Genomic DNA, 26,618 nt, shown 5'->3' with positions numbered 1-26,618 from the left:
TTTGACCGTGCCGCGCGGTGTGCGGAACTGCTTGTGCAGTTCGGTGATCTGCAGGCTCGGCGCCGATGTGTCTGCCATGGGCGCATACTCAACCCCAAGGGGTGCACCTCAGGCGTCGCCGGCCGCTGGACCGGCCGAGTGGGGGATGGGTCAGTGGCCCAACAGTCAGTAGCCCAACATCTGCTTGCGCCTGGGGATCCAGGCAATCGCGTCACGCACCCCGTCGGCCTCGGTGAACTGGGCCTTCCAGCCCAGCAGGTCGGCCGCCCTGGTGCTGACGGTGTAGGCGCCGGCGACGTCACCGGGACGAGCCGGACCCTCCTCGACCTGGAGCGGTTCGCCGGTGGCCTCCTGGAGGGCGTCGGCCAACTCCTTGACCGTCACCCCGTTGCCGGTGCCGATGTTGATCACCTGGTAGGGATCGTCCTCGGTCACCTCGTCGAACTTCTCCAAGGCAGCGACGTGGGCCTCGGCGAGGTCCCAGATGTGGATGTAGTCGCGGATGCCCGAGCCGTCGCGGGTCGGCCAGTCGACGCCGGTGACGGTGAATGGCCGCTTCTCGAGCCAGGCGTCGATCATCTTGCCCAGCACGTGGCTGGGGTGCTCGATCTGCTGGCCGGAGCGCAGCTTCGGGTCTGACCCGATCGGGTTGAAGTAGCGCAGGCTGATCGCGTGCAGGTCGCTCGCCCGAGCCGCGTCGCGCAGGATGAACTCCATCATGAACTTCGTGGTGGCATAGGGCGACTGCGGGTCGAGGGCAGAGTCCTCGGTGACCTGGAAGTTCTCGTCGGTGGCATAGATCGAGGCGGACGAGCTGAACAGCACCCGGTTGACCGCGTGCTCGGCGAGGATGCCGAGCAGGTCGATGGTCTTGCCGACGTTGTTCTCGTAGTAGGCCAGTGGCTGCTCGACCGACTCGGGGACGACGATCTTGGCGGCACAGTGCACCACGGCGTCGACCTGCTGGGCCGCGACCAGCCTCAGCCACAGTTCCGGGTCGGCGAAGTCGCCCTCGTACAGCGGACGCTCGCCGACGAACTCGCGTCGTCCGGCCGAGAAGTCGTCGACGATGACGACCTTGTGCCCGGCGTCCTCACACGCCGAGGCGATGGTGCTGCCGATGTAGCCGGCTCCGCCGGTGATCACGATGCGCATGGAACTCAGCCTAGTGACGCACAATCGAGCCATGGCCCCCGAACTGACAGCTGTGCAGGCAGACATCACCACCGCCGAGGTCGACGCGATCGTCAACGCCGCGAACTCCGCGATGCGCGGTGGCGGGGGTGTCGACGGAGCCATCCACCGAGCCGGGCAGACCGACCTCTTGTTTCGTTGTGTCAGATCACGTCTGTGATGTCGTTGGCGTCTTCGATGAGTTGGGCTTGTCCGGTCTTGATCAGGTGGTGGGTGCCGGTGCTGCGGCAGTTGGTGAGTGGGCCGGGCACCGCTGCGAGGGGTCGGTTCATGGTGTCGGCGTGATCGGCCAGGATCAGTGCCCCGCTTCGGGCGGCGGCTTCGACGATCACGACCCCTCGGCACAGCGCGGCTGCCAGTTCTGCTCGAGCGGCCATCCCTGCCCGGGTGGGTGCAGCATGGGGCGCTGTGGAACTGACCAGCATTCCTTGGTGGTGGAGGACTTGCTCGAACAGGTCTTGGTGGGCTCGTGGGTAGGCGACGTCGACGCCGCCACTGAGCACCAGCAGCACCCTGCCTCCCACTGCCAGCGCGGCACGGACCGCGGCCGTGTCGATCCCGAAGCTTCCCCCGTTGCTGATCACGTGTCCGGCCTGGGCCAGCCCGGCCGCCAGCTCGCCGGCGACGTGGTCGCCGCAACTGCTCGATGCTCTGCTACCGGTCACCACCACCGCCTCAGCGGCCATGGCGGCGAGGTCACCTCCCGCGGACTTGACCCACAGCTGGCTGGGAGGTGCTGTCATGTCGGCCAGCAGCTCGGCTGGCCACTCCCCCACCCCGGGCTCGATCTGGCGCACCTGTGCGGGTGCGGTGTAGTGGTGATGGCGGGGGCAGTCGCGCCCGCCGGTGGCTGCCTCGCAGCTGGTGCTGTCGTATGGTCGCACATGCCTTTTGCTTGGGGGAAGGGTTAAGGGGCTCATCCCAAACCACGGTGTAGTCGCGGTCTGAATCCGCCGGTCTCGAGGAGGGATCTGGCGACGTAGTTGGTGAGGTTCCGGAAGCCGAGGGCGCTGCCGCGGAGGTGTTCCCGCCGGCCATTCAGGGCTTCGGTGGGGCCATTCGAGGTGCCCGGCCGGTCGAAGTAGGCCAGCACGTCAGCGGCCCGCTTCTTCAGCGTGCGGCCCAGCACGGCGAGCTCGGTCAACGCGGCGGGGACACCGCTGCTGAGGGCGGCGATGACGGCCTGCATGCGGGCCTTCCCTTCAGCGGGCTTGGGTTCGCGATAGGCAGCGATCATCCGTTGGTAGACCGCCCAGGTAGCTTCGACTTCGACGTGCTCATCGCCGGCGAACAAGGCTTCCAGCCGGGCCTTCTGCCTGGTGGTGAGCAGATCCAGGCCGGTGTGCAAGGTGCGACGGGCCCGGTAGAGCGGATCATCAGCACGGCCTCGGTGGCCGTGCAGGGTCTGTTGGACCCGACGCCGGCACTCGTCGAGGGCATCGCCGGCCAACCTGACTGCGTGAAACGGATCCAGGACGGTGACCGCGTCAGGGAGTTCCTCGGTGGTGGCTGTCTTGAACCCGGTGAAACCATCCATGGCCACGACCTCGACCCCGTCCCGCCACACCTTGGGTCGGGTGGCGAGCCACGTCTTGAACGCCTGCTTGGAACGGCCCTCCACCATGTCGAGCAGACGCGCGGGACCAGTATCATCCCTAACGGGAGTAAGGTTGGTTGTGACAGCTTAGTTTGGCCCCGTTGTGACGGCCTGATCTGGCCCCGCGTGCGACTTGCCGGGGTGTTGACGGTCTGAACTGGCCCCACCCCTTCACGCTGGTCCCCATCACTGGGAACCAGTCGCGAGGGCAAGGGAGCCGAGATGGGGTCACGAGTGCAGCTGTTTGCCGACATCCGCCACGACGCGCGAGTCGATGGTCTGTCCATCCGCGAGCTCGCGCGCAAGCACGGGGTGCACCGCCGCACCGTCCGCCAGGCACTCGCCTCGGCCGAACCACCACCCCGCAAGACCCCGGTCCGCACGGCACCGCGCCTGGACCCGTACAAGGCGGCGATCGACGAAATGCTGCGCTATGACCTGACCGCGCCGCGCAAGCAGCGTCACACTGCGACCAGGATCCTGGCCCGGCTACGCGACGAGCACGGCGCCACGGACCTGTCCTATTCCACGGTGCGGGACTACGTGCGGGTCCGGCGCGCGCAGATCGATCTGGAGGCCGGGCGGCGGGTGGAGGCGATGGTGCCGCAGGACCACGCCCCCGGCGCGGAGGCGGAGGTCGACTTCGGTGAGGTGTATGTGATCCTGGACGGCGTCAAGACCAAGTGCCACATGTTCGTCTACCGTCTGTCGCACTCGGGCAAGGCGATCCACCGCGTCTACCCGACCGGTGGGCAGGAGGCCTTCCTCGAGGGCCACATCGAGGCCTTCCACGCCCTGGGCGGCATCCCGACCCGCCACATCCGCTACGACAACCTCACGTCCGCGGTCGTGCAGGTAATCCATGGCGGTGACCGGCTCCGCGAGGAGAACGAACGCTGGGTGCTGTTTCGTTCCCACTACGGTTTCGACGCGTTCTACTGCCAGCCCGGCATCGACGGCGCCCATGAGAAGGGCGGTGTCGAGGGCGAGGTCGGCTGGTTCCGCCGCAACCACCTCACCCCGATGCCCGAGGTCGCCAGCCTGGACGAACTCAACGACCAGATCCGTGTCTGGGAAGTCGACGACAACACCCGCCGGATCGCCGGCCATGCGAACACGATCGGGCAGGACTACCGCGCCGAACTGCCCCACCTGGCTCCGTTGCCGGCCGATGACTTCGACCCCGGCTTGATCCTCCATCCCCGGGTCGACCGCTCCGCCCTGATCACTGTCCGCATGGTCAAGTACTCCGTTCCGGCGCACCTGATCGGGCAACGTGTCCGTGTGTCGTTGCGGGCCTCGTGCGTGGTCGTGTTCGAGGGCCGCAGCGTCGTCGCGACCCACCCACGCCTCGGCACCCGTGGCGTGACCCGGGTCGAGCTGGACCACTACCTCGAGGTCCTGCGGCACAAGCCCGGTGCGTTCCCCGGCTCCACCGCCCTCGCTCAAGCCAGAGCCGCGGGGGCGTTCACCGCCGCGCACGACGCGTTCTGGGCTGCCGCCCGCAAGACCAGCGGCGACGTCGCGGGCACCCAGGAGTTGATCGACGTGCTCCTGCTCCACCGATCCCTCCCCGCCGAGGCGGTGATCGCCGGCATCACTAGCGCCCTGTCCGTTGGTGCGATCAGCCCCGACGTCGTCGCCGTCGAAGCCCGCCGCCACGCCACCACCCACACACCCGCCCCAGTCAGCCCGACCAGGCGGGGGACGGTCGTGAACCTGCCACCACGACGCCCCACCGACCCACACCAGGTCATCGCGCACCTGCCCGAGGACACCCGACCCCTGCCCACTGTCACTGCCTACGACGAACTCCTCCGCCGCCGCCACACGGCCACCGATCCCGCCCCGGCCCCCGCAGAGGTCCACCACCACACCCAGACAGGAACCCCATGACCACGAACACCAGCAGCTCCCGTCCGGGCGGTCTTCGCCGCCGTCACAGCCTCACCGAACAAGCCGCCCAGGCCGCGATCGACCAGGCCTGCCGCCGCCTACGACTGCCCACCATCCGGTCCGTCGTCGATGAGGCGATCACCACCGCCACCAAGGAACAACTCACCTACCAGGGCTTCCTCGCCGAGCTGCTCCTGGCCGAGGTCGACGACCGTGACCGCCGCTCCACCCTGCGCCGTATCAAGAGCGCCGGATTCCCCCGCGAGAAGTGGCTCGCCGACTTCGACTTCACCGCGAACCCGAACATCAACCCCGCCACCATCAACGAGCTCGCCACCGGCGACTGGATCCGCCGCGGCGACCCGCTGTGCCTGATCGGGGACTCCGGCACCGGCAAGTCCCACCTGCTCATCGCTCTCGGCACCGCCGCCGCAGAGCAGGGCTACCGCGTCCGCTACACCCTCGCAACCCGCCTGGTGAACGAGCTCGTCGAGGCCGCTGACGAGAAGCAACTCACCAAGACCATCAACCGCTACGGAAGAGTGGATCTCCTGGTCATTGACGAACTGGGATACATGGAGCTCGACCGGCGAGGCGCCGAACTGCTGTTCCAGGTCCTCACCGAACGCGAAGAGAAGAACGCCATCGCGATCGCGTCCAACCAGTCCTTCTCCGCCTGGACCGACACCTTCACCGACCCACGACTGTGCGCAGCGATCGTCGACCGCCTCACCTACAACGCCACCATCATCGAAACCGGAACCAACTCCTACCGACTCGCCCACACCCGAGCACGCCACCAGACCCCCTCCACAGGCGCGTGACATTCCTAAACTGCCGATGAGCGCGCGTCCTTGGGGGGAGGCACAGGGGCCTCATCCTTGGTAGAGCCAGATCCAGTTGCCATCTGGATCGGTGACTGCACTCGCTCGGGGCATCCCGTCGGCGTCCGTGATGGGTACTGTTTCGGTCGCCCCGGCTAAGAGAGCCTGGTGGTGGATGGTGTCGAGGTCTGGGACGAGCAGGCCGAGGGTGCTGCGGCCGGGGCAGTCGAAGTCGGTGTCGTCAACCAGTAGAAGCAGAAAGAAACCTGGCTGGCCGTAATCACCAAACAGGTAGCCGTCGTAGTCGGCGTCTTCGGTGTGCCGGATCACCTGTTGTGCCAGGCCGAAGGCGTCCTCGTAGAAGCGTCGTGCTCTCTCTTTGTTGGCTACCCGGATTTTCAGCTGGACCGGGACAACGGTGGTGAGGATGGTGGGCACAGGTACTCCTTTGGACGCGTAGACACTGCACTGAGCGATCTGCTGATCGAGATGGTGGCGGGTGCGAACAAGGCGTTCGACATGCGACTCGAGCAACGTCCGCGCCCGGTCTGAGGAGGGTGCCGCGAGTATGTCCCGAACGTCGGGGAGTGGGACGTCGAGCCAGCGCAGATCAGCGATGAGCCTTGCTGCCGTAAGCAGACTAGTGGAATAGCGGCGGTAGCCGGTCTTGGGATCGACTTCGGTGGGCTTTAGCAGTCCCAACGCGTCATAGTGGCGCAGGGCGTGAACGCTGAGCCCCGCGCGCTTGGCGAACGGCCCGACATTGAGAAGATCATCACTCACAACTCCAGAGTCGTGCTTCGGGTTGCCCGAGAGTCAACCCCCGGGACGCGAGCATGGCCACTGGCGCACGCTCTTGCCGCGTTGGGCTACTGCTCCAACGTTCGCTGTCCCAACGACATCTGGAGACGCACCAGGTAGCCGTCGGGGTCCTGCACGAGGAACTGGCGAACGCCCGCCTCCTCGCTCAGGCTGATGCGGTACCACTTCTCTTCCGGTTCCATGAACAGCGGCCAGCCCGCCTCACGGAGCTGCCTGAGTTGCACGGCAACATCAGGCACGGAGATCTGGAAGTTGATCCCGCGTCCCAAGGGCGGGTCGAAGGGTGCCGTCTGCCACGTCCTGCCGATGTCGGCTTGGTCGAGCATGAGGTGGGCACTGCCTAGACGGTATGGGTGACCTCGATTCGGGGTGAGAGCTCTGGCAGGCCGGGGCCTCGCCGCGCAACGATTCGTGGGTTGCCGGACAGGGTGGGCCTGTCTGGCCTTTCCGACATACGTGGGAGGCCCCGGTTGTTTACTGAGCGTACGAGTGTTGGTCTGGATGTGCATGCCCGCTCCGTGGTGGCGCATGCGATGGACGTCCAGACCGGAGAAATCTTCAAAGCCAGACTCTGCCCCGACCCTGTGGAAGTGACCGGCTGGATCAAGACCCTGCCCGGCCCGGCCGCGGCGATCTACGAGGCCGGACCGACCGGTTACGGTCTGGCCCGAACCCTGCTGGCCAACGACATCCGAACGGTGGTCGCCGCGCCGTCCAAGCTCCAGAGGCCAGCCGGATCGAGGGTGAAGACCGATGCGATCGATGCTGAACATCTCTCGATGCTGCTCCGGTTGGACGCCTACTCGGCGGTCACTGTTCCCGATGAGCTCACCGAGGCTGCCCGTGACCTCGTTCGGGCTCGGGAGGACTGCCGTAGTGACTTGATGCGTGCCAGGCATCGGTTGTCGAAGCTGCTGCTGCGGCATGGGATCGTCTACTCGGGCGGTCAGGCCTGGAGCAACGCGCATGACGCCTGGCTCAAGCGCCAGCGCTTCGACTCGCCCTTGGTCCAGGCCGCCTTCGATGAGGCCTACGACAGTGTGGTCACGATCACGGCGCGCCGTGATCGTCTCGACGACCGCATCGCCGCGATGGCTGCCGACAGTCCGTGGACCGACACCGTTCATCGGCTGGGCTGTCTGCGGGGGATCTCGACGCTGACGGGGTTCGGGTTGGCGGTCGAGATCGGCGACTGGGCCAGGTTCACCGGGAACTCCATCGGATCTTTCGTCGGCCTCGTCCCGTCGGAGAACTCGTCGGGGCAGTCCCGCTCACTTGGCCCGATCACCAAGACCGGCAACGGACATGCCCGGCGTCTGTTGGTCGAGGCCGCCTGGCACCACCAACACCGCTACGTCTCGGGCAAGACGATCCGTGACCGTTGGGACCTCGCCAGCCCCGCCGCCCGGGCCCGCGGGGATCTGGGCAACCGCCGGTTGAACCACCGCTGGAACCAGTTCAAGAAGCGCAAGAAGGCCAACAACGTCGCCAACGCCGCGATCGCCCGCGAACTCGCCGGGTGGTGCTGGTCGCTGGCCGTCCTCGAGGAATAGTCCCTTCGAGGACCACGAACTTGGCCTGGAGACCGGCCGGTCACGAGGTGACGCAGCGACCGGAACGACCCGCGATACACCTATGAGCAGCCACCCTCACCGGCGGCGACGCTCGATCCTAGACACGCGTGACGTTCCGAGCCGAAAGCACCGTCCTGCGGTAACCAACCCGCGAATATCAGACTGACATCGCCTGTCAACGACGGTCGAATTGGGGACCGTTTCCGGCGGCTGAAAAGGGAGGGGACTGCTGCACGAGGAGGTGACATTCGATCTGTGGGGCCGAGAGGTCCTGCTGGAAGGATGTTGACCATGCCCAGACCCCATCCGAAGGAGTTCCGTGACGACGTGGTCGCGGTGGCCCGTCGTGGCGAGGCTCCGATTGCCCAGATCGCCAAGGACTTCGGGATCAGTGAGTCGTGTCTGCGGAACTGGCTGCAGCGCGCTGATGTCGAGGACGGCCACCGGCCCGGTGTGACCAGCGCGGAGTCGGCCGAGCTGCGGGAGTTGAAGCGCCGTAGCCGGCTGCTGGAGCAGGAGAACGAGATCCTGCGCCGCGCGGTGGCGTATTTGTCGCAGGCCAACTTGCCGGAAAAAGATGTGCCCGCTCGTGAAGGAGCTCGCTGCTGACCAGATCCCCGTCACGGTGAGTGGCGGGTCCTCAAGCTCGCCCGCCAGCCCTACTACCGCTGGCTCGCCCGTCCGGTCACTGCCAGGGAACTCGATGAGGCGCTTCTGGCGAACGCGTTGTTCGACGCCCACCACGATGATCCGGAGTTCGGCTACCGGCTGCTGGCCGATGAGGTCCGTGCAGCCGGCCACACCGGCTGCGACCGGCGGGTGTGGCGGATCTGTGCGGCCAACCGGTGGTGGAGCGTGTTCGGCAAGAAGCGCAGCACGAACGGGAAGAAGCCGGGCCCGCCCGTCCACGACGACCACGTGCGGCGCGACTTCACCTCCGTAGCGCCGAACCAGTTGTGGCTGACCGACATCACCGAGCACCGCACCGGCCAGGGCAAGCTGTACCTGTGCGCGGTCAAGGACGTGTACTCCAACCGGATCGTCGGCTACTCCATCAGTGACCGGATGAAGTCCCGGATCGCGGTCGACGCCCTCGCCATGGCGGTGGCCCGCCGCGGCAAAGTGACCGGCTGCATCGTGCACAGCGATCGGGGCAGTCAATTCCGGTCCAGGAAGTACCTGGCCGCCCTGCGTCGTCACGACCTGACCGGCTCGATGGGCCAGGTCGCCTCCGCCGGCGACAACGCCGCCATGGAATCCTTCTTCGCCCTGCTCCAGAACAACGTCCTCGACCGACACCGCTGGCACACCCGCCACGACCTCCGCATCGCGATCGTGACCTGGATCGAACGGACCTACCACCGCCGCCGACGACAAGCCCGCCCGGGACGTTTGACCCCCATCGAGTTCGAGACCATCATGACCACACCGGCAGACCAAGCCGCCTAACCCAACCTGTCACCAAGACGTGCAGCAGTCCCGGTTGCCCTCGACGCCGCCGTGGTCGAGCGGATCGAGACCCGACTCGGGCGCTGATCGACCCCTCCCTGCCCCGGTGCGGTGATGGCGGCAAAGCTTGGCAACCCCTGACCGGCAACGCCGTGCCTGCCTAGGGTTGCAGGTCAGACCACCTTGGGAGGGCCATACATGTGGACGCGCACCGGTTTCGCTGACGAGATCGCTGACGACCTGGCCGAGCAGATCGCACTGCTCACCGAACTGGGCGTCAAGTACGTCGAGTTCCGCAGTGCCTGGGGCATCAACGTGCTCAAGCTCGACGACGAGCAGCTGGCCCGGGCCAAGCAGATGCTCGACGAGGCCGGTATCAAGGTCAGCTCGGTCGGTTCGCCGATCGGCAAGATCTTCGTCACCGACGACTTCGAGCCCCACCTGGCCGACATGGACCGCGCCCTGCACGTCGCGCAGTACCTCGGCGCCCCCAACATTCGCATCTTCAGCTTCTTCATCCCCGAGGGTGACGACCCCGACCAGCACCGCGACGAGGTGCTGCGCCGCATGCGCGCCCTGGTCGACCGGGCCGCGGGCGCCGACGTCGTCCTGCTGCACGAGAACGAGAAGGACATCTACGGCGACGTGCCCAGCCGGGTCAAGGGGCTCGCCGACGCACTGGCCTGCGACCACTTCAAGCTGATCATCGACCCCGCCAACTACGTGCAGTGCGACGCTCGTCCGTTCGACGAGGCCTGGCCGCTGCTGCGCGACCGGATCGCCTACGTGCACGTCAAGGATGCGGTCGCCGGCACCCCGACCATCGTCCCCGCCGGTGACGGCGACGGACAGTGGCGCGAACTCATCGCTGCGCTCAAGGAGTCCGGCTACGACGGCTTCTTCTCCATCGAGCCGCACCTGGCCGACTACACCGCCTTCGGGGCGATGACCGGACCGACGCTGTGGGCCAAGGCCCACGACGCACTGGTCGGGTTGTTCGACGAGGTCGGCGTCGAGTACGCCTGAGTGGGGGACGAGATGACACGCGTGGCCCTGGTCGGCGTCGGCGACGTCTCGGTCGTCCACCTGACCGCGATCGAGGCGATCCAGGACGCCGAACTCGTCGGCCTGGTCGAGACCGACCACGAGCGCGCCGAAGCCGCGGCCGCCCACGGTGTGGCGGTCTATGGCGACCACAACCAGATGTATGCCGACCTCGCTCCCGATGTCGTCCATGTCACCACCCCGCACCACCAGCACGCACCGGTCGCGGTCGACCTGCTCGACGCCGGGGCGAACGTGATCCTCGAGAAGCCGCTGGCCCACTCCCGTGCCGGTGCCGATGCGATCATCGAGGCCGCACGCCGGGCCACCGGCAAGGTCGGCATCTGCTTCCAGAACCGCTACAACGCCACCGCCCAGGAACTCAAGCGGGTGCTCGACCAGGGCGAGCTGGGCACCATCCAGGGGGCGTGGGCCAATGTGGTCTGGACCCGCACCATGCCCTACTACCAGGCCCGTCCGTGGCGGGCGACCTGGGACGGCAGCGGCGGCGGCGTGCTGATCAACCAGGCCATCCACACCCTCGACCTCGTCCAGTGGCTGCTGGGTGGGGTCGAGGACGTGCGTGGCCACGCCGCCCAGACCAAGTTCGACGGCCAGATCGAGGTCGAGGACACCGCCACCGCCTGGATCACCCATCCGTCGGGAGCACAGACCACCTTCTTCGCCACCTTGAACTCCGCCGTCCACCGCCCGGTCGAGATCGAGATCTGGGGCGAGCTGGGCAGCGCACGGCTGTTCGAGGGCCTGACCGTCACCGACTTCGACTCCGGCCGCTCGAGCTACACCCCTGAACGGCTCGTGCCCTCCACCGGCCGCGCCTACTGGGGTTACTCCCACGAACTGCTGATCCGTGACTTCTACGACCGGTTGGACGACGACCAGCCGTTCTGGATCTCACCCGACGAGGCCGACATCACCCTGCAGATCCTGGCCGCCATCTACCGCGACACCGGCCCCGAACGCCCCCTGACGGTTCCACAGGCGGGGGAGAACCCCCTGCACCCCCCGACTACGCCCACTGCCACCTCATCCCACCAGGAGTGACCATGAACGACACCACCACCCCCAGCCCCGTCCGCCTGGGCATCATCGGACTCGGCGCCGAGGGAGGGATGTACGCCAGGTTCCTCCAGGAGGACAAGGTGCCCGGCATGGTGCTCGGCGCCATCTGCGACATCGACGAGTCCAAGCGTGAGGCCGCCGAGGGCTTCGGTGCCCCCTTCCACACCGACTACATCGCCATGCTCGACTCCGGCCAGGTCGACGCCATCGTCACCACCGTGCCGCACTACCTGCACCCCGAGATGGGCATCGCCGCGCTCGACCGCAACATCCATGCGCTGCTCGAGAAGCCGGTCGGCGTCTACACCAAGCAGGCCCGCGAGGTGATCGACCACGCTGCCACCAAGCCCGAGCTGGTCTTCGGGGTGTTCTTCAACCAGCGCACCAACCCGCTCTACAAGGACATCAAGGCCCTGCTCGACTCCGGTGAGCTGGGCGCGCTTCGCCACACCTCGTGGATCATCACCACCTGGTGGCGTCCGCAGGGCTATTACGACCAGTCGGCGTGGCGTGCGACCTGGGGCGGCGAGGGCGGCGGCGTCCTGGTCAACCAGGCTCCCCACCAGCTCGACCTGTGGCAGTGGATCTGCGGCGTGCCCAAGAGCGTGTTCGCCAAGTGCGCCTTCGGTTTCAAGCGCGACATCGTCGTCGAGGACGAGGTGAACGCCCTGGTCGACTTCGGCGACGGCGCCACCGGCACCTTCATCACCTGCACCCACGACATCGCCGGCACCGACCGCCTCGAGATCCTGTGTGACAAGGGCAAGATCGTCGTCGACGGGTCGAAGAGCGTGACCATCACCAAGCTCAAGGCCAGCGAGCAGGAGCTCAGCAAGCAGCTCACCATGCAGCAGGTGTCGCAGATCTTCCGTGGCGAGCTCGACTCCAAGGAGTACTTCGACACCGAGACCAAGGACTACGGCTCGGTCTGGGGCATGCAGCACATCGAGGTGCTGCGCAACTTCGCCGCAGCCGTGCACGGTGAGGAGCAGTTGCTCGCCCCCGGCGGCGACGGCATCCACGGCGTGCGGCTGGCCAACGCGATCCACCTGTCGGCCTGGACCGGCGAAGAGGTCTCGATCGAGAACTTCGACGAGCCCCGCTACCTGCACGAGCTGAACAAGCGGATCACCGACGAGGGCGGCGACTGGCCCTCGCGCAGCTGACCCAGCCACCTCGCTTGTCGAGTGGCGAGCGAAGCGAGCGTGTCGAGACCACCACCACCCCACTTCTCACCCAAGGAGACACCATGGCCACCATCGGTTCGATGATGATGATGTTCAAGACCCAGGTCGCCGAGCAGGGGCTCTACCCGGTGCTCGAGCAGATCAGGGCACTCGGCTACGACGCCGTCGAGTACTCCCAGATGCCCACCGACGAAGAGCACATCGCCCAACTCGAGCGCGGCGTCAACGAACTCGGCCTCCAGGTCGGGGCGCTGTCGGTCGTCCTCAAGGGCCAGGGCAACGGCATCTCGATCGCCGACGAGTACGACTGGCTGCTCGAGGTCTGCCGCCGGCTGGGGACGAAGTTCGTCCGCATCGGCATGATGCCCTTCGACGCGATGGCCACCAAGGAGCGCTGCGAGGCGTGGGCCACCGAGTGCGAGCAGGCTGCCCAGAAGCTCAAGGCCGACGGCATCCAGTTGTGCTACCACAACCACCACGTCGACCTGGCCCAGTTCGACGGCGAGCGGATCTTCGACATCGTCCGCCGGGTCGCCCCGACGGTGCACTTCGAGGTCGACCTGCACTGGGTGCAGCGCGGTGGCATGAACCCGATCGACATGCTCAAGGCCTATGAGGGCGTCTGCGACCTGATCCACCTCAAGGACTACCGGGTCAGGACGCTGCCCCCGGACGCCCTGGAGATGCTGGCCGACCCCGAGCGCCGCGGCGAGTTCATGAAGGCGTTCCAGGCCGACACCATCCAGTACGCCGAGGTCGGTCAGGGCAACATGAACTGGCCGGCGATCCTGCCGGTGGCCGAGCAGACCGGCGCGAGCTTCCTGTTCGTCGAGCAGGACGACGTCTACGGTCGCGACCCGTTCGACTGCATCCGTGAGTCGAGGGAGTACCTGCGCTCGATCGGTTGGTGAGCCATGTCGCGCGTCGACGACCTGCTCGACCAGATGACAGTGGCCGAGAAGCTGGCCCAGCTGGGCAGCTTCTGGGTGCAGGACCTGCATCGTGACGGCGCGACGGTGGCGCCACTGTCGGACGAGCGTGCCGCGAACCCCGCAGGATTCGACGACGCGGTCGCCCACGGGCTGGGTCAACTGACCCGCACCTGGGGCACCTCGCCGTTGACCGTGGCCGAGGGGCTGGCCGCCATGCGTGAACGTCAGCGGGTGGTGGTCGAGTCGTCACGCTTCGGTGTGCCGGCGATCGCCCACGAGGAGTGCCTCACCGGGTTCACCGCGTACGGGGCCACCGTCTACCCGACCGCCCTGGCCTGGGGTGCCACCTTCGACCCCGACCTGGTCGAGCAGATGGCTGCTGCGATCGGCGACGACATGGCCTCGGTGGGGGTGCACCAGGCCCTGTCGCCGGTGCTCGACGTCGTCCACGACTACCGGTGGGGACGAGTCGAGGAGACCATCGGCGAGGACCCTCACCTGGTCGCAACCATCGGCACCGCCTACGTGAAGGGCCTCGAGGGTGCCGGCATCATCGCCACGCTCAAGCACTTCGCCGGCTACTCGGCCTCGGTCGCCGCCCTCAACCACGGGCCGGTGCGGATGGGCCGGCGCCACCTGCTGCAGGTGGTGCTCGAACCGTTCGAGATGGCGGTGAGGCTCGGCGGGGCGCGGTCGGTGATGAACTCCTACACCGATGTCGACGGGGTGCCGTGCGCCGCAGACCCTTGGCTGCTCACCGAGGTGCTGCGCGACCAGTGGGGCTTCGAGGGCACGGTGGTGTCGGACTACTTCGCCATCAACTTCCTGCGCGAGTTCCACCACGTCGCTGAGACCAAGGCCGATGCGGCAGTGCTGGCTCTGCAGGCCGGCCTCGACGTCGAACTGCCGCACACCGACACCCTGACCGAACTGGGCGAGGCGATCGAGTCGGGACGCGTGCAGGCCGATGTGCTCGATGTCGCCGTGCGCCGGGTGCTGCAGCACAAGCACGACCTGGGACTGCTCGAACCCGGCTGGCAGCCGCGGCTGGACGACGAGACCTCGATCGACCTCGACTCGGCGCGCAACCGCGACATCGCCCGCCGGCTGGCCGACGAGTCGATCGTCCTGCTGGCCAACGACGAGACCCTGCCGCTGGCCCCAGGGGTGCGCCTGGCCGCGGTCGGGCCGGTGATCGACGACCCGCTCACCATGCTCGGCTGCTACTCCTTTCCCAACCACGTGCTCAAGCACCACCCGGGTGGGCCCGCCGGCATCGAGATCGGGTCGATCCTCGACGCGTTGCGGGCAGAGTTCGGTGAGGTCACCCATGCCCGAGGCTGCGAGATCGAGGACGACGACCTGTCCGGTGTCGACGAGGCGGTGGCTGTGGCCCGCGAGGCCGACGTGGTCGTCGTCGGTGTCGGTGACATCGCCGGCCTGTTCGGGGCGGGTAGCTCGGGTGAGGGCAACGACGTCGCCGACCTGCGACTGCCAGGTGGCCAGCAGGTGCTGGTCGAGAGGCTGCTCGACACCGGTGTGCCGGTGGTGCTGCTGGTGGTGTCCGGACGCCCCTACGCCCTGGGTGACCTGGCGCCGCGCTGCGCGGCCGTCGTCCAAGCCTTCTGCCCCGGGGAAGAGGGTGCCCAGGCGATCGCCGGGGTGCGGTCGGGGCGCGTGAACCCGTCCGGCCGGCTGCCGGTGGGCGTGCCCAGAGTGCCAGGCGCCCAGCCCTGGACCTACCTCGCTCCACCGCTGGGACGTCGGCAGGGCGGCCTGACCAGCCTCGATCCCGAGATGCTGTACCCCTTCGGCCACGGCCTGTCGTACACGACCTTCGCGCTGTCAGACCTGCAGACCTCGTCCGAGGTGATCGACCCCGATGGCCAGCTGGAGGTGTCGGTCACCGTGGCCAACACCGGCGACCGCGACGGCACCCACGTCGTCCAGCTCTACCTGCGTGACGAGGTGGCTCAGGTCACGACGCCGGTCAAGCGACTGATCGGCTACGCGCGGGTCGACCTGGCCGCTGGGCAGGCCAGACGGGTCACCTTCAGCGTGCACGCCGACCGCACCAGCCTGGTCGCCCGTGACCTGCGCCGGGTGGTCGAACCCGGATGGCTCACGCTCTGGGCCGGCTCGTCGTCGATGGACGAGGCACTGAGCGCCCGGTTCCGGATCGAGGGAGATCTGCGGGTGGTCGAGGGCGAGCGAGTCATGGTCACCCCAGTCAGCGTCGAGGAGGCGTGATGGCAGAGCAGCAACCGTTCGCCGACCTTCTCGGGGTCCGCGTGCACGACGGCGAGGTGCGGGTCACCGTGACCGAGCAGCACCTCAACACCGCCGGCACCGTGCACGGTGGACTGATCGTCACCTTGGTCGACATGGCGATGGGCCGTACCGTGCGCGAACAGTTGGACGACGACCAGGGTGCGGCGACGCTGCAGTTGTCGCTGACCTACCTCAACCCGGCCAAGGTCGGTGACGAACTGGTCGCCCGCGCCGAGGTCGGCAAGAAGGGCGCCACGGTCGTGTTGCTCTCGGCCGAGGTGGTCACCGCCGACGGTGACGACATCGCCGAGGCGGTGGGCACCTTCACCGTCACCACCAGCGACTGAGCCTCACTCGGTCCAGCCGCGGACGGTCGCCTGGCGCTGCTGCCACTGGTCGACCCCGGGACTCTGGGGTTCCAGAGGGTCACGAAGTCGAGCAATTCGTCACAGCGCTCGAGCATCGCCTGCTGCCGGTGGGCCCACGGTGGGGTCGCGCCGTAGCCCTCGAACAGGGCCGGCAGGGCATCGACCTCGTCCGCGTGGTGCATGCGGACGATGAACTCACACCAAGCCAGGTCGGCGATCGGCTCACCGACCCGGCTGAACTCCCAGTCGAGGGCGGCGACCACCTCGAAGTGGTCGTCGAACAGCAGGTTGTTCGGTCCGAAGTCGCCGTGCCGGAGGATCTGGCCGGTGGCTGTGGCCTGACCGGTCAGTGCAGGGTCGAACAGACGCGGGTCGAGGGTCTGCAGGTGGCGGAGCGCTCGTCCACAACTGTGCAGCACTTCGGCGGCGTGGCCCTCGTCGATCAGGTCCTGCCCGTGCCGGCCGTCGACGAAGCCGACCTCGAGCCAGCCGTCGCCTTCGTCCAGCAGCGGAGGCACCGGGAACAGACCCTGCAGGGCGGTGAGCGCCCGCGTCTCGGCTGCCTGCCGTTTGGCTGCGTCGGGGCCCTGGTAGGTCTTGCGGACGGCTCGTCCGAGCTGGTCGGTACGGTTGGTGTAGCCATGCTTCACCCGCCCAGACTGCCAGTCGGGGCGGGCGCCTGAGGGCCTCAGAAGGTCAGCATCGCCTTGATGGCTCGACGCTCGTCCATCGCCCGGTAGGCCTCGTCGGCCTGCTCGATCGGCAGGACGAGGTCGAACACCTTGCCGGGATCGATCTGGCGGGCGAAGATCCGCTCAATCAGGTCGGGCAGGTAGGTGCGCACCGGGGCCGGGCCGCCGTGGATGTGCACGTGCGACATGAAGAACTCCCCACCGGGGATGTTCACGTCGTGCAGCACCCCGACGAAGCCGACGTGCCCGCCGCGACGGGTTGCGCGGATCGCCTGCATCATCGACTCCTGGGTACCGACCGCCTCGAGCGCGCTGTGCACCCCCAGGCCGTCGGTGAGTTCCTTGATCTTCGCCACGCCCTCGTCACCGCGCTCGGCGACGATGTCGGTGGCGCCGAACTCCCGGGCCAGGGCCTGCCGGTCGGCGTGGCGGCTCATCGCGATGATCCGCTCGGCGCCGAGTTCCTTGGCGGCGAGCACACCGAGCAGGCCGACCGCACCGTCACCGATGACCGCGACGGTCTTGCCGGGGCCGACCTCGGCGGCCTTGGCGGCGAACCAGCCGGTGCCCAGCACGTCGGAGGCAGCCAGCAGCGACGGAATCAGGTCGTCGTCCGGCGTGCCGGGGGTGGCCACCAGGGTGCCGTCGGCCAGTGGCACCCGCAGGTACTCGGCCTGGCAACCCTCGGCACCCATCGGACGCCGGTCGAGGCAGCCGGTGGAGTAGCCGGAGCGGCAGATCTCGCAGGTGCCGTCGGAGGCGAAGAACGAGCCGACCACGAAATCGCCGGGCTTGACGGTGGTGACCGCGTCGCCGACCTCTTCGACGACGCCGACGTACTCGTGGCCCATCGGGGTGGGCCGGGTCACCTCGTCCGCTCCTCGATAGGGCCACAGGTCTGAGCCGCAGACGCAGGTGGCGGCGAGCTTGAGGATGGCGTCGGTGGGTTCGATGATGCGGGGACGATCACGCTCTTCGGTGCGGACGTCGCGGGGGCCGTGCATGACGACTGCGCGCATGGTGGTTCCTCTCGGTTGATGTCGGGGACGGAGAAGTCAGGGCGGGATCAGCTCCCGCGCAGCGAGGGTCGCTCGTCGGGTTGGGGACGAGCCACCAGGTACAGGGCGACGAAGGACAGCCCGGCGAGGACGAGGATGATGACGGCCATCGGCACGGCGGTCTGGTCACCGCCGAGGCCAGCGATCGGGGCGATGACACCAGCCATCACCCACTGCATGAATCCCAGCACGGCTGAGCCGGTGCCGGGGTGTTCGGGCACCTGGTCAGAGGCGAGTGCGCCGGCGTTGGGTCCGACGAAGCCCTGTGAACTCATCAGCACCAGGAAGGCCACCAGCGCCACCCACAGCGGGGTGTCGAACCAGAGCGCACCGATCAGCATCATCAGGCCGGCGACCACGTTGCCGGCCAGACCCAGCGCGATCACGTGTCGGGTCGGGACGATGCCGGCCAGCCTGGCGGCGACCAGGGTGAGCAGGGCCAGACCCACGGCGTTGAAGGCGAAGTCGACCGAGTAGAGCATCGGCGACAGGCCGTTCATCGACTGCAGGATGTAGGCCGAGGTGGCCACGTAGGCGAAGGTTGCACCCATCGAGAAGCCGGTGATCAGCAGGTAGGCGACGTAGTTGCGGTTCGACAGCACGCGTCCGGTGGCGCCGAGCAGTTGGCCCAGTCCGCCGCTGTGCCGCTTCTCGGGTGGCAGCGACTCGGGGATGGCGATGGCCACCGCAGCCACCATCGCCGCTGACATCGCGGTGAGCACCCAGAACGAGACCCGCCAGTCGGTGACCAGCAGGATCAGACCGCCCATCAGTGGGCCGACCACCGGGGCGACGCCGCCGACCCCCGAGACCAGGTTGAGGCTCCTGACCAGGTCGGCGCCTGCGGCCAGGTCGACGATCACCGCACGGGCGATCACCATCGCCCACCCACCACTGAGCCCCTGCAGGAAGCGGGCCGCCATCATCGTCCAGATCTCGGGGGCGAACGCGCAGGCCACCGAGGCCAGCGTCAGCACCACCAGGGCGATGATCAGGTGCTGGCGGCGACCGCGGGCGTCCGAGATCGGCCCACCCACCAACTGGCCCAACGCCATGCCGACGAAGAAGGTGGTCAGGGTCAACTGCACCTGGGTGGGGTCGGCGCCGAGGTCACGGGTGACCAGCGGGAACGCCGGAACGTACATGTCGGTGGCCAGCGGCGCGATGGCGGTGACCAGCACCACCGTGGCCAGCACGGCCTTGGTGATGTGCACGGTGGTTGCTGGGGCCATGCGTCCAGTCTGGTGGTCTGCGGCAAGCTGGGGAACACCTTGTCGAGAGGTGTACCAGCAGGGCATCCCTCAGCGGTGGCGCGGCACGTACGGTGGTGGGCATGGACAACCGGGACGAGGTGCGCGAGTTCCTCACCAGCAGGCGGGCGAAGCTCAGCCCCCGCGACGTCGGCCTGCCCGACGTGGGCCAGCGGCGGGTGCCCGGGCTGCGCCGCGGCGAGGTGGCAACGCTGGCCGGGGTCAGCATCGAGTACTACTCCAAGCTCGAGCGCGGCGCTCTGGCCGGGGTGAGCGTGACCATCCTCGACGCGCTGGCCAAGGCGCTGCAGCTGAACGCGGCCGAGCGCGAACACCTGTTCCACCTGGCCCAGGCCGCCGACGGGACCAGTGGCCTGTTGCGTCCGCGTCGGCGTCGGCGCACCTGGACGCCGCACCCGAGTCTGCAGTGGGTGCTCGACACGATCACTGGCGGACCGGCGCTGGTGCGCAACGGGCGGATGGACCTGCTGGCCACCAACCAACTGGGTCGGGCGATGCACTCCTCGCTGTACGAGCGCACCGGCTCGTCCACACCGAACTTCGCCCGCTACACCTTCCTGGACGAGGACGCGCAGCGGTTCTACCCGGACTGGGCGACAGCTGCTGACACCTGCGTGTCGATCCTGCGGGCCGAGGCCGGGCGCGACCCCCACGACCGGGAACTGCACGACCTGGTCGGCGAGCTGAGCACGTTGAGCACCGAGTTCGCCCGCCGCTGGGGCGCGCATGACGTGCGCTACTGCGGCACCGGCACCAAGCGCTACCACCACGACGCCGTGGGCGAGTTGGAGTTGGCCTACGAGAGCGTCGACATGCTGTCGGAGCCGGGGTTGACGCTGACCATCTATGCCGCCGAGCCGGGCTCGGTGACCGCCGAGCGGCTGGGACTGTTGGCGTCCTGGGCGGCCGAGCCTGTCGGGTTCCCTGTCTGATCGAGTCGCCACTCGACCGGCACCCTCAGCCCGCGACGGGCACCTTGATCAGCGACGGGCATGGCACGCAGTGAGCCTCGGGAACCATCGTGGCCTTCGCCGCACCAGAGTGGCTGTCGTGGTCTCGGGACACCCCTTCGTCGCCTCTCGACCAGCCTGGGGCACGGTCAGACGGGCTTGGTGAGCGCGTTCAGCAGGAACGTCAGTTGCGGGGCGAGCTCCCTGGTGTTCGGGGGGTTGCCGGCGACCACGGCGTCGAGGGTCAAGTGGGTGTAGGCGGCCTCCAGGAACTCCAGGGCCTGCTCGGGCGCCCCCCGGAAGCGCAGCCCGACATCGGCCAGCACCTCGACCAGCATCTTGCCGACCGCTGTGCGCACCAAGCTGGTGCTCTCGGCCACCGCGGCCCGCAACTCGCTCGACCGTGCCGACTCCAGGCGCAGGTCGGCCAGCGTGAGCACCCACTCCGGCGACGAGGGCTGCAAGCTGACGAACAGTTCGGCCGCCTCTTCGATCACCTGGCTGACGTCGGTGGCCGATGAGCGTCGTGCAGCCGTGATCGCGGTCTGGATGTGGCTCGAGACCTGTTCGATCTGGCCTGCCACCATGGCCCTGATCAGGTCGTCCATCGACTCGAAGTTGGAGTAGAACGCACCCCGGGTGAAGCCGGCCTCGTCGCAGATCTGCTCGACAGTGGCGCCGCGGATCCCCTCACGGGCGAAGACGGTGACCGCAGCCTGAGTCAGGCGTGCTCGGGTCGCTGCCCGGCGTGCCGTCACCGCCCGCTCGGCCTGCTCCTGCGGCATCTCGCGTCCCCCTGTGGGTGAACGATAGTGCACCCACGCCCAACTTGAATGCACTGCTGTATCGGATACACAATCGTATCGAGTGGTGCCGGACGTCAACTCGGGCCCCCTGTCCTGCACCGAATCGCCGAACAGCACCAGGAGCCAGCCGCATGTCGACGTACCTGTACGAACTGGGGGCGTGGTGCTACGCCCACGGCAAGCGCGTCCTCGTGCTGTGGCTGGTGGCCCTGGCTGTGTTCGGCGGCATCGCCCTGGCCGTCGCCAAGCCCTACGACGACAACTTCTCGATCCCCGGCGCTGCCTCGCAGGATGCGCTGGTCAAGCTGCGTGCCACCTTCCCCGAGGCGGCCGCGACGACCGCCACCGCCGTGGTCGTCCTGCCCGAGGGCATGACCACCGACGACCCGGAAGCGCGCGCAGCGATCGAGCGGGTCGTCCAGCGCTACGACGAGGCACCCGGCATCGACACCGTGATGTCGCCGTTCAACGAGATGGTCACCGGCCTGGTCAGCACCGACAAGCGGTCAGCGATCCTGCAGTTGCAGCTCGAGGGCGACATCAACACCGTCACCGATGCCGACCGCGAGGGTTGGCAGCAGCTCACGGTCCAGCTGCGTTCAGAGCTGCCCGAGGGCAGCAAGCTCAGCCTGGGCGGTGAGATCTTCTCGATCGAGGTGCCCCACTTGTCGTGGATCGAGGCCATCGGCGTGCTGATCGCGCTGGTCGTCCTCGTGGTCACCCTCGGCTCATTGGTCGCCGCCGGGCTGCCGCTGCTCACCGCCCTGCTCGGCGTCGGGTTCGGCATGGTGGTGATCACCGCCGCCACCGCGCTGACGTCGGTCAACTCGACGACCCCGATGCTGGCGGTGATGCTCGGCCTGGCCGTCGGCATCGACTACGCCCTGTTCATCCTGTCGCGCCACCGCGATCAGTTGGCCCACGGAGTGCCCACCCAGGAGTCGGCTGCCCGCGCGGTTGCCACCGCCGGTTCGGCCGTGGTGTTCGCCGGCCTGACCGTGATCATCGCCCTGGTCGGCCTGGCCATCGGCGGCATCCCCTTCCTGACCACCATGGGCCTGTACGCCGCGGTCGCGGTCGCCTTCGCCGTCGCCATCGCGCTCACCCTGCTGCCCGGGCTGATGGGCCTGGTCGGCGACCGGATGATCCCCAAGGGACGAGCCGCCGCCACCGCCACTGCCGGCCCCCAGGGTGGCGGCATCTTCGGCTGGTGGGTGCGCACCACGACCCGCTACCCGGTCGCCACGATCATCGCCGTCGTCGTCGGCCTCGGCGCCCTGAGCATCCCGGCCAAGGACCTGTGGCTCTCGCTGCCCAACCCCGGCCAGCACCCGGTCAGCCAACCCGACCGCCAGACCTACGACCTGGTCAGCGAGCACTTCGGTCCCGGCCACAACGGGCCGCTGATCGTCACCGTCGACCTGCTGCCCACCACCGATCCGCTCGGCGTGATGCAGGCGATCAAGGCCGACGTCGAGAAGCTGCCCGGCGTCGACTCCGTGCCGATCGCCACCCCCAACCGCAATGCCGACACCGGCTTCGTCCAGGTCGTGCCCACCACTGGCCCGGACGACCCCGCCACCACCGACCTGGTCAAGCTGCTGCGCGAGCAGGAGGACCACTGGCGAAGCTCCCAGGGCGTCGAGACCGCTGTCACCGGATCGACCGCCATCCAGATCGACATCTCCGACCGGCTCTGGAAGGCGCTGCTGCCGTTCGGGTTGTTCGTCGTCGGCCTGAGCGTGGTGCTGCTGACCATGGTGTTCCGCTCGATCTGGGTGCCGATCAAGGCCACCGTCGGCTATGCGCTCAGCGTCGGCGGGGCGTTCGGCGCCACCCAGTTGGTGTTCAACGAGGGCTGGTTCGGCTGGCTGGTCAACGCAGACCAGCCCGGCGCCATCATCAGCTTCCTACCAATCATCGTGATGGGCATCCTGTTCGGCCTGGCCATGGACTACGAGGTCTTCCTGGTCACCCGGATCCGCGAGGAACACATCCACGGCCGATCAGCGATGGACGCCATCCGCACCGGCTTCATCGCCTCGGGCAAGGTGGTCACCGCCGCCGCCGTCATCATGTTCTCGGTCTTCGCGTTCTTCGTGCCCGAGGGCATGGGACCGATCAAGACCATCGGCTTCGCGCTCGCCTTGGGTGTGCTGCTCGACGCCTTTTTGGTGCGGATGACCTTCGTGCCGGCCGTGCTCGCCCTGCTCGGTGAGCGGGCCTGGTGGCTGCCGGCCTGGCTCGACCGGATCCTGCCCAGCTTCGACGTCGAGGGTGAGGCGCTGACCCACCAATTGTCGCTCGCTGACTGGCCCAGCGCCGGCGACAGCTCGGTACTGCACGTCGAGGGCCTGACCGCCGGTGACCTGTTCGCCCCTGTCGACGCCCGTCTGTTGCCCGGCCAGGTCGGTCTGGTCACCGGCGCTCCCGAGCTGCGTTCGGCCGTTCTGCTCGCGCTGGCCGGCCGGTTGCGTGCCGATGGCGGACGAGGCCGCGTCGCCGGTCATCTGCTGCCCGAGCAGGCCGGCAAGGCCCGCCGTGCCGTGCGCTGGGTCGACGCCAGCATGCCCGGGGCCCTCGACCGGCTGGAGCGCACCGACGAACGCACGCGGCTGGTCGTCCTCGACCACGTCGACTCACTGCCACTGGCCGATGACCGCGCTCGCGTGCACGACTTCATCGAGCGCGCCCGCCAGCAGGACCACTACGGCGTCGTCCTCGGTGCCTCGGACGAGGGGGAGTGGCCGGTCGACGGAGTCATCGTGGCCCGCCCGGTCGCCTCGGATGCCGACCCGAGCCACCCTGCCCTTCCCGACGAAAACGACATCCCCACCCACCCCTCAGCCCGCAGGATCGACCGCGAGCTGGTGCAGGAAGGAACCCCGTCATGACGCCTCGAAGCCAGCAGAACGCCACGCTTCGCCGTGCGAGCCTGCGCAATCCCTGGGTGGCCATCGGGCTGCTGCTCGTGCCGCTGCTGATCGCCGGGGCCTTCCTGGCCGGCAGTTGGGGCCAGGGCTCGCGAATGGGCAAGGTGCAGGCCGCCATCGTCAACCAGGACGAGATGGTCACCGTCAACGGCCAGGCCGTGCCGATGGGACGGCAGCTCGCGGTCGCGCTCGCCGAGCGCGAGGACGACAACATCTCCTGGGTGCTCACCGACGCTCCCGGCGGGGCCAAGGGCCTGGAGTCCGGTGAGTACGCGGCCGTGGTCACCATCCCCAAGAACTTCTCCAAGGCCGCCACCAGCTACGGCGGCGCTGCCGACCAGGCCGAGCAGGCCACCATCCAGGTGCAGACCAGTCCGTCGGCTGCTGTCGCCGACGCGGCCCTGGCCCGCCAGATCGCCCAGCTCGCCACCCAGGAACTGAGTGGCATGCTGACCCAGACCTACCTCGAGAACGTCTACATCGGCTTCAACCAGTCGGGCGAGCAGTTCACCACGCTGGCGACCGCTGCCAACCAGTTGGCCAGCGGCGCCTCGGAGCTCGCCACCGGAGCCGGCACCGCTAGCGAGGGCACCGCCGAACTCGGACAGGGCCTCAAGGCGCTCGGTGCGGGAGCGGCGCAGTTCAAGCAGGGCACGCCGCAGCTGCTCGAGGGCGCTGACGCGCTGATCGGCAGCGAGGCCGAGCTCACCTCGGGCGGCACCCAGCTGGCCGCCGGCGGGGTCGGTCTGGCCACCGGGGCCAACCAGCTCGCCAGTGGGCAGCAGCAGTTGGCCACTGGCGCGTCCGAGCTGGCCAGTGGAGTCAAGGAGTACACCGACGGCACCGCCCAGGTGATCGGTGGACTCAGCGGCCTCAACAGCGGCATCCAGACGCTCAACACCCAGGTGCAGGCCGGCAGCGACCTCACCGAACTCGAGACCCAGCTGGCCCAGCTGAAGACCGGGTCGTCCGGCGTGGCCACCGGCAGCACCGGTGTCGCCAACGGCATCAAGTCGAGCACCGCCGGGGCCACCAGCCTGGCCAACGGTGCCAACGGCATCGCGACCGGTGTGACCGGCCTCTCGCAGGGAGCGACCGCGCTGCAGACCGGGCTGCAGACCTACCAGGCAACCTTGGGCCGACTCGCGCAGGGCTCGCCGCCGCCGCTGTCGCCGGTGCCCGGCGCCAACGAGGTCGAGCAGGGCTGCCTGGCGCAGGGGCAGCCGGCGGAGTTGTGCACCCAGCTGCGCGCCGTCTACGTCCAGGGCTTCAACGGTGGCGCCAGCCACGGCTGGAAGGCCGGGTTGGGTGCCGCCGAGCAGGGCCTGACCGGCGCAGGTGACCCGTCGAAGTCGCTGATCAACGCCGCTGGTGGGCTCGCCACCGGCGCCCAGCGGCTGTCGTCCAGCACGCAGGAGTGGGCGACCGGGGCCCAGCAGTGGGGCACCGGGGTCACCCGGCTCTCTGCAGCGGCCGACCAGGTCGCCACCGGCGCCACCCAGCTCGACGCTGGCGTCGGACAGTTGCAGACCGAGCTGCCTGCCGAGCTGAAGGCCCAGCAGGAGCAGCTGGCCGCGGGCGTGCAGAAGCTGGCCACCGGCTCGCAGACGCTGACCACCAGGTCGACGCCACTGCTTGCGGGCGGAACCAAGCTCGCGACCGGCGCGACCGAGCTGGCCCAAGGCCTCAACCAGGCCTCGACCGGAGCGTCGGAGCTGGCCAGCGGGGTGTCGCAGTACACCAGCGGTGTCAGCAGTTACGCCGCCGGCGTCAACCAGTACGCCACCGGGGTGACCCAGTTCGCCCAGGGCACCAAGACCTACGCCATGGGTGGGGTCGAGCTCGCCGACGGCATGATCCGGATCGCGGACGAGTCGCCCGCGCTGGTGCAGGGCATCAGCCAACTCTCCACCGGGGCGAGCAAGCTCGCCGAGGGAACGCAAGCCTTCGCCAAGGGCATAGAGGAGGGCGCTGACAAGGTGCCGAGCTACTCCTCGTCCGAGCGGCAGAAGCTCAGCCAGGTGGTCGCCAAGCCGGTGCAGGCACCCGAGAAGGGTGTGATCGGCTCGGCGATGGTGCCGTTGGCGCTGCTGGTCATGGTGCTGGGCAGCTGGCTCGGTGCGATGGCGCTGCACCTGGTGGTGCGACCGGTGCCGCGCGAGGTGCTCGGTTCGAGTGCCCCGACCTGGCAGCTGGCAGCCCGCACGCTGTTGCCCTCGTTCGGGCTGGCGACCGTCTGGGCGGCCCTGCTCACCCTGATCGGCGGACTGGCGATGGACGTCTCGGTGGGCACCGGGTTCGCGCTGTTCGCGGTGATGGTGGTCATCACGCTGGCGTTCGTGACCGTCAACCATGCCCTGGCTGCCTGGCTGCCCGGTGCGGGACGACTGCTCGCCGTGGTCTGGGCCGCTGCCGCGGTCGCGGTCGGGACGACGGCTGCCGTGCCGGGGCTGTTCGAGACGGTGCACGCGATGGGTCCGCTGAAGCCGGCGCTGGACGCGCTGCGAGCCGTGGTGGTCGACACCTCACCGGTGTCGGGGGTGACCGTGCTGATGGCCTGGTTCGTGGCCGCTCTGGTCGCCAGCGTGCTGGCCTTCGGACGAGCCCGGCAGTTGAGCGTCAAGCAGTACCGCAAGGCACTCGCCACAGCTGCCTGAGTTCGACCAA

At 68.3% G+C, this 26,618-nt stretch carries 20 protein-coding genes and 3 pseudogenes; 14 read left to right on the top strand and 9 right to left on the bottom strand.

Features of this window, described 5'->3' with window-relative positions:
* Positions 1-165: 165 nt before the first annotated feature.
* Positions 166-1,155, bottom strand: coding sequence for a UDP-glucose 4-epimerase GalE (gene galE, locus IE660_RS06030; RefSeq protein ID WP_203567448.1), 990 nt, complete (start codon positions 1,153-1,155; stop codon positions 166-168).
* A gap of 31 nt (positions 1,156-1,186) precedes the next feature.
* Here galE and IE660_RS06025 point away from each other — a divergent pair, with 31 nt between their 5' ends.
* On the top strand, positions 1,187-1,354 hold the full coding sequence (locus IE660_RS06025) for a macro domain-containing protein (RefSeq protein ID WP_203567447.1): 168 nt from the start codon (positions 1,187-1,189) through the stop codon (positions 1,352-1,354).
* Here IE660_RS06025 and IE660_RS06020 read toward each other — a convergent pair.
* Complete coding sequence (locus IE660_RS06020) at positions 1,338-2,078, bottom strand: DNA-processing protein DprA (RefSeq protein WP_203567446.1); 741 nt, start codon at positions 2,076-2,078, stop codon at positions 1,338-1,340. The two genes, IE660_RS06025 and IE660_RS06020, sit on opposite strands and share 17 nt — an antisense overlap.
* A 32-nt stretch (positions 2,079-2,110) precedes the next feature.
* Positions 2,111-2,875: pseudogene (locus IE660_RS06015) on the bottom strand (ISL3 family transposase); the annotation flags it as partial.
* 138 nt (positions 2,876-3,013) lie between these two features.
* Here IE660_RS06015 and istA point away from each other — a divergent pair.
* Positions 3,014-4,687: an IS21 family transposase gene (gene istA / locus IE660_RS06010; RefSeq protein WP_203567445.1), complete on the top strand. Its 1,674-nt coding sequence runs from the start codon at positions 3,014-3,016 to the stop codon at positions 4,685-4,687.
* Positions 4,684-5,511, top strand: a complete 828-nt coding sequence (gene istB / locus IE660_RS06005) for an IS21-like element helper ATPase IstB (RefSeq protein ID WP_203567444.1) — start codon at positions 4,684-4,686, stop codon at positions 5,509-5,511. The genes istA and istB overlap by 4 nt, the downstream gene beginning before the upstream one ends.
* 51 nt (positions 5,512-5,562) lie before the next feature.
* Here istB and IE660_RS06000 read toward each other — a convergent pair whose 3' ends face one another.
* Positions 5,563-6,294: a MerR family transcriptional regulator gene (locus tag IE660_RS06000; RefSeq protein WP_203567443.1), complete on the bottom strand. Its 732-nt coding sequence runs from the start codon at positions 6,292-6,294 to the stop codon at positions 5,563-5,565.
* An 86-nt stretch (positions 6,295-6,380) separates the two neighbouring features.
* A complete protein-coding gene (locus IE660_RS05995; protein ID WP_203567442.1) occupies positions 6,381-6,659 on the bottom strand; it encodes a VOC family protein in 279 nt (92 codons plus the stop codon).
* A 27-nt stretch (positions 6,660-6,686) separates the two neighbouring features.
* Here IE660_RS05995 and IE660_RS05990 point away from each other — a divergent pair, with 27 nt between their 5' ends.
* The 8 genes and pseudogenes from IE660_RS05990 to IE660_RS15765 all read left to right on the top strand — a co-directional run bounded on the left by IE660_RS05990 (position 6,687) and on the right by IE660_RS15765 (position 16,220).
* Positions 6,687-7,886 (top strand): IS110 family RNA-guided transposase, encoded by a 1,200-nt coding sequence (locus IE660_RS05990; protein ID WP_456237013.1) that lies wholly within the window; start codon positions 6,687-6,689, stop codon positions 7,884-7,886.
* Positions 7,887-8,198: 312 nt separating this feature from the next.
* A pseudogene (locus tag IE660_RS05985) lies at positions 8,199-9,356 on the top strand (IS3 family transposase).
* Positions 9,357-9,554: 198 nt separating this feature from the next.
* Positions 9,555-10,382, top strand: coding sequence for a sugar phosphate isomerase/epimerase family protein (locus IE660_RS05980; protein ID WP_203567440.1), 828 nt, complete (start codon positions 9,555-9,557; stop codon positions 10,380-10,382).
* Positions 10,383-10,394: 12 nt separating this feature from the next.
* Positions 10,395-11,465: a Gfo/Idh/MocA family protein gene (locus IE660_RS05975; protein WP_203567439.1), complete on the top strand. Its 1,071-nt coding sequence runs from the start codon at positions 10,395-10,397 to the stop codon at positions 11,463-11,465.
* Positions 11,466-11,467: 2 nt separating this feature from the next.
* Positions 11,468-12,649: a Gfo/Idh/MocA family protein gene (locus tag IE660_RS05970; protein WP_203567438.1), complete on the top strand. Its 1,182-nt coding sequence runs from the start codon at positions 11,468-11,470 to the stop codon at positions 12,647-12,649.
* An 83-nt stretch (positions 12,650-12,732) separates the two neighbouring features.
* Positions 12,733-13,581 carry a sugar phosphate isomerase/epimerase family protein gene (locus tag IE660_RS05965; RefSeq protein ID WP_203567437.1) on the top strand — a complete coding sequence of 283 codons (849 nt, stop codon included), beginning with the start codon at positions 12,733-12,735 and terminating at the stop codon, positions 13,579-13,581.
* Positions 13,582-13,584: 3 nt separating this feature from the next.
* Positions 13,585-15,852, top strand: coding sequence for a glycoside hydrolase family 3 N-terminal domain-containing protein (locus IE660_RS05960; RefSeq protein WP_203567436.1), 2,268 nt, complete (start codon positions 13,585-13,587; stop codon positions 15,850-15,852).
* Positions 15,852-16,220: a PaaI family thioesterase gene (locus IE660_RS15765; RefSeq protein WP_235997118.1), complete on the top strand. Its 369-nt coding sequence runs from the start codon at positions 15,852-15,854 to the stop codon at positions 16,218-16,220. The genes IE660_RS05960 and IE660_RS15765 overlap by 1 nt, the downstream gene beginning before the upstream one ends.
* Before the next feature lie 149 nt (positions 16,221-16,369).
* Here the strand turns inward: IE660_RS15765 and IE660_RS16370 are convergent.
* The 3 genes and pseudogenes from IE660_RS16370 to IE660_RS05945 all read right to left on the bottom strand — a co-directional run.
* Positions 16,370-16,891: pseudogene (locus IE660_RS16370) on the bottom strand (phosphotransferase); the annotation flags it as partial.
* A 38-nt stretch (positions 16,892-16,929) separates the two neighbouring features.
* Entirely contained in the window at positions 16,930-17,952 is a 1,023-nt protein-coding gene (locus IE660_RS05950) for a zinc-dependent alcohol dehydrogenase family protein (protein ID WP_203567434.1), read from the bottom strand.
* Positions 17,953-17,999: 47 nt separating this feature from the next.
* Positions 18,000-19,223, bottom strand: a complete 1,224-nt coding sequence (locus IE660_RS05945) for a multidrug effflux MFS transporter (RefSeq protein ID WP_203567433.1) — start codon at positions 19,221-19,223, stop codon at positions 18,000-18,002.
* Between the two features lie 101 nt (positions 19,224-19,324).
* On the opposite strand from IE660_RS05945, the gene IE660_RS05940 reads away from it, so the two are divergent.
* Positions 19,325-20,194 carry a helix-turn-helix domain-containing protein gene (locus IE660_RS05940; RefSeq protein ID WP_203567432.1) on the top strand — a complete coding sequence of 290 codons (870 nt, stop codon included), beginning with the start codon at positions 19,325-19,327 and terminating at the stop codon, positions 20,192-20,194.
* A 167-nt stretch (positions 20,195-20,361) separates the two neighbouring features.
* Here the strand turns inward: IE660_RS05940 and IE660_RS05935 are convergent, their stop codons facing one another.
* Positions 20,362-20,997 (bottom strand): TetR/AcrR family transcriptional regulator, encoded by a 636-nt coding sequence (locus IE660_RS05935; RefSeq protein WP_203567431.1) that lies wholly within the window; start codon positions 20,995-20,997, stop codon positions 20,362-20,364.
* A gap of 152 nt (positions 20,998-21,149) precedes the next feature.
* Here IE660_RS05935 and IE660_RS05930 point away from each other — a divergent pair, with 152 nt between their 5' ends.
* Both IE660_RS05930 and IE660_RS05925 read left to right on the top strand, forming a co-directional pair.
* Positions 21,150-23,912, top strand: a complete 2,763-nt coding sequence (locus IE660_RS05930; RefSeq protein ID WP_203567430.1) for an MMPL family transporter — start codon at positions 21,150-21,152, stop codon at positions 23,910-23,912.
* Positions 23,909-26,608 (top strand): YhgE/Pip domain-containing protein, encoded by a 2,700-nt coding sequence (locus tag IE660_RS05925; RefSeq protein WP_203567429.1) that lies wholly within the window; start codon positions 23,909-23,911, stop codon positions 26,606-26,608. The genes IE660_RS05930 and IE660_RS05925 overlap by 4 nt, the downstream gene beginning before the upstream one ends.
* Positions 26,609-26,618: the final 10 nt, after the last annotated feature.

Origin of the sequence: Aestuariimicrobium ganziense (genome assembly GCF_015352975.1) — a bacterium.
Taxonomy (GTDB): Bacteria; Actinomycetota; Actinomycetes; order Propionibacteriales; family Propionibacteriaceae; genus Aestuariimicrobium; species Aestuariimicrobium ganziense.
This window is presented reverse-complemented; position numbering and strand designations above follow the sequence as displayed.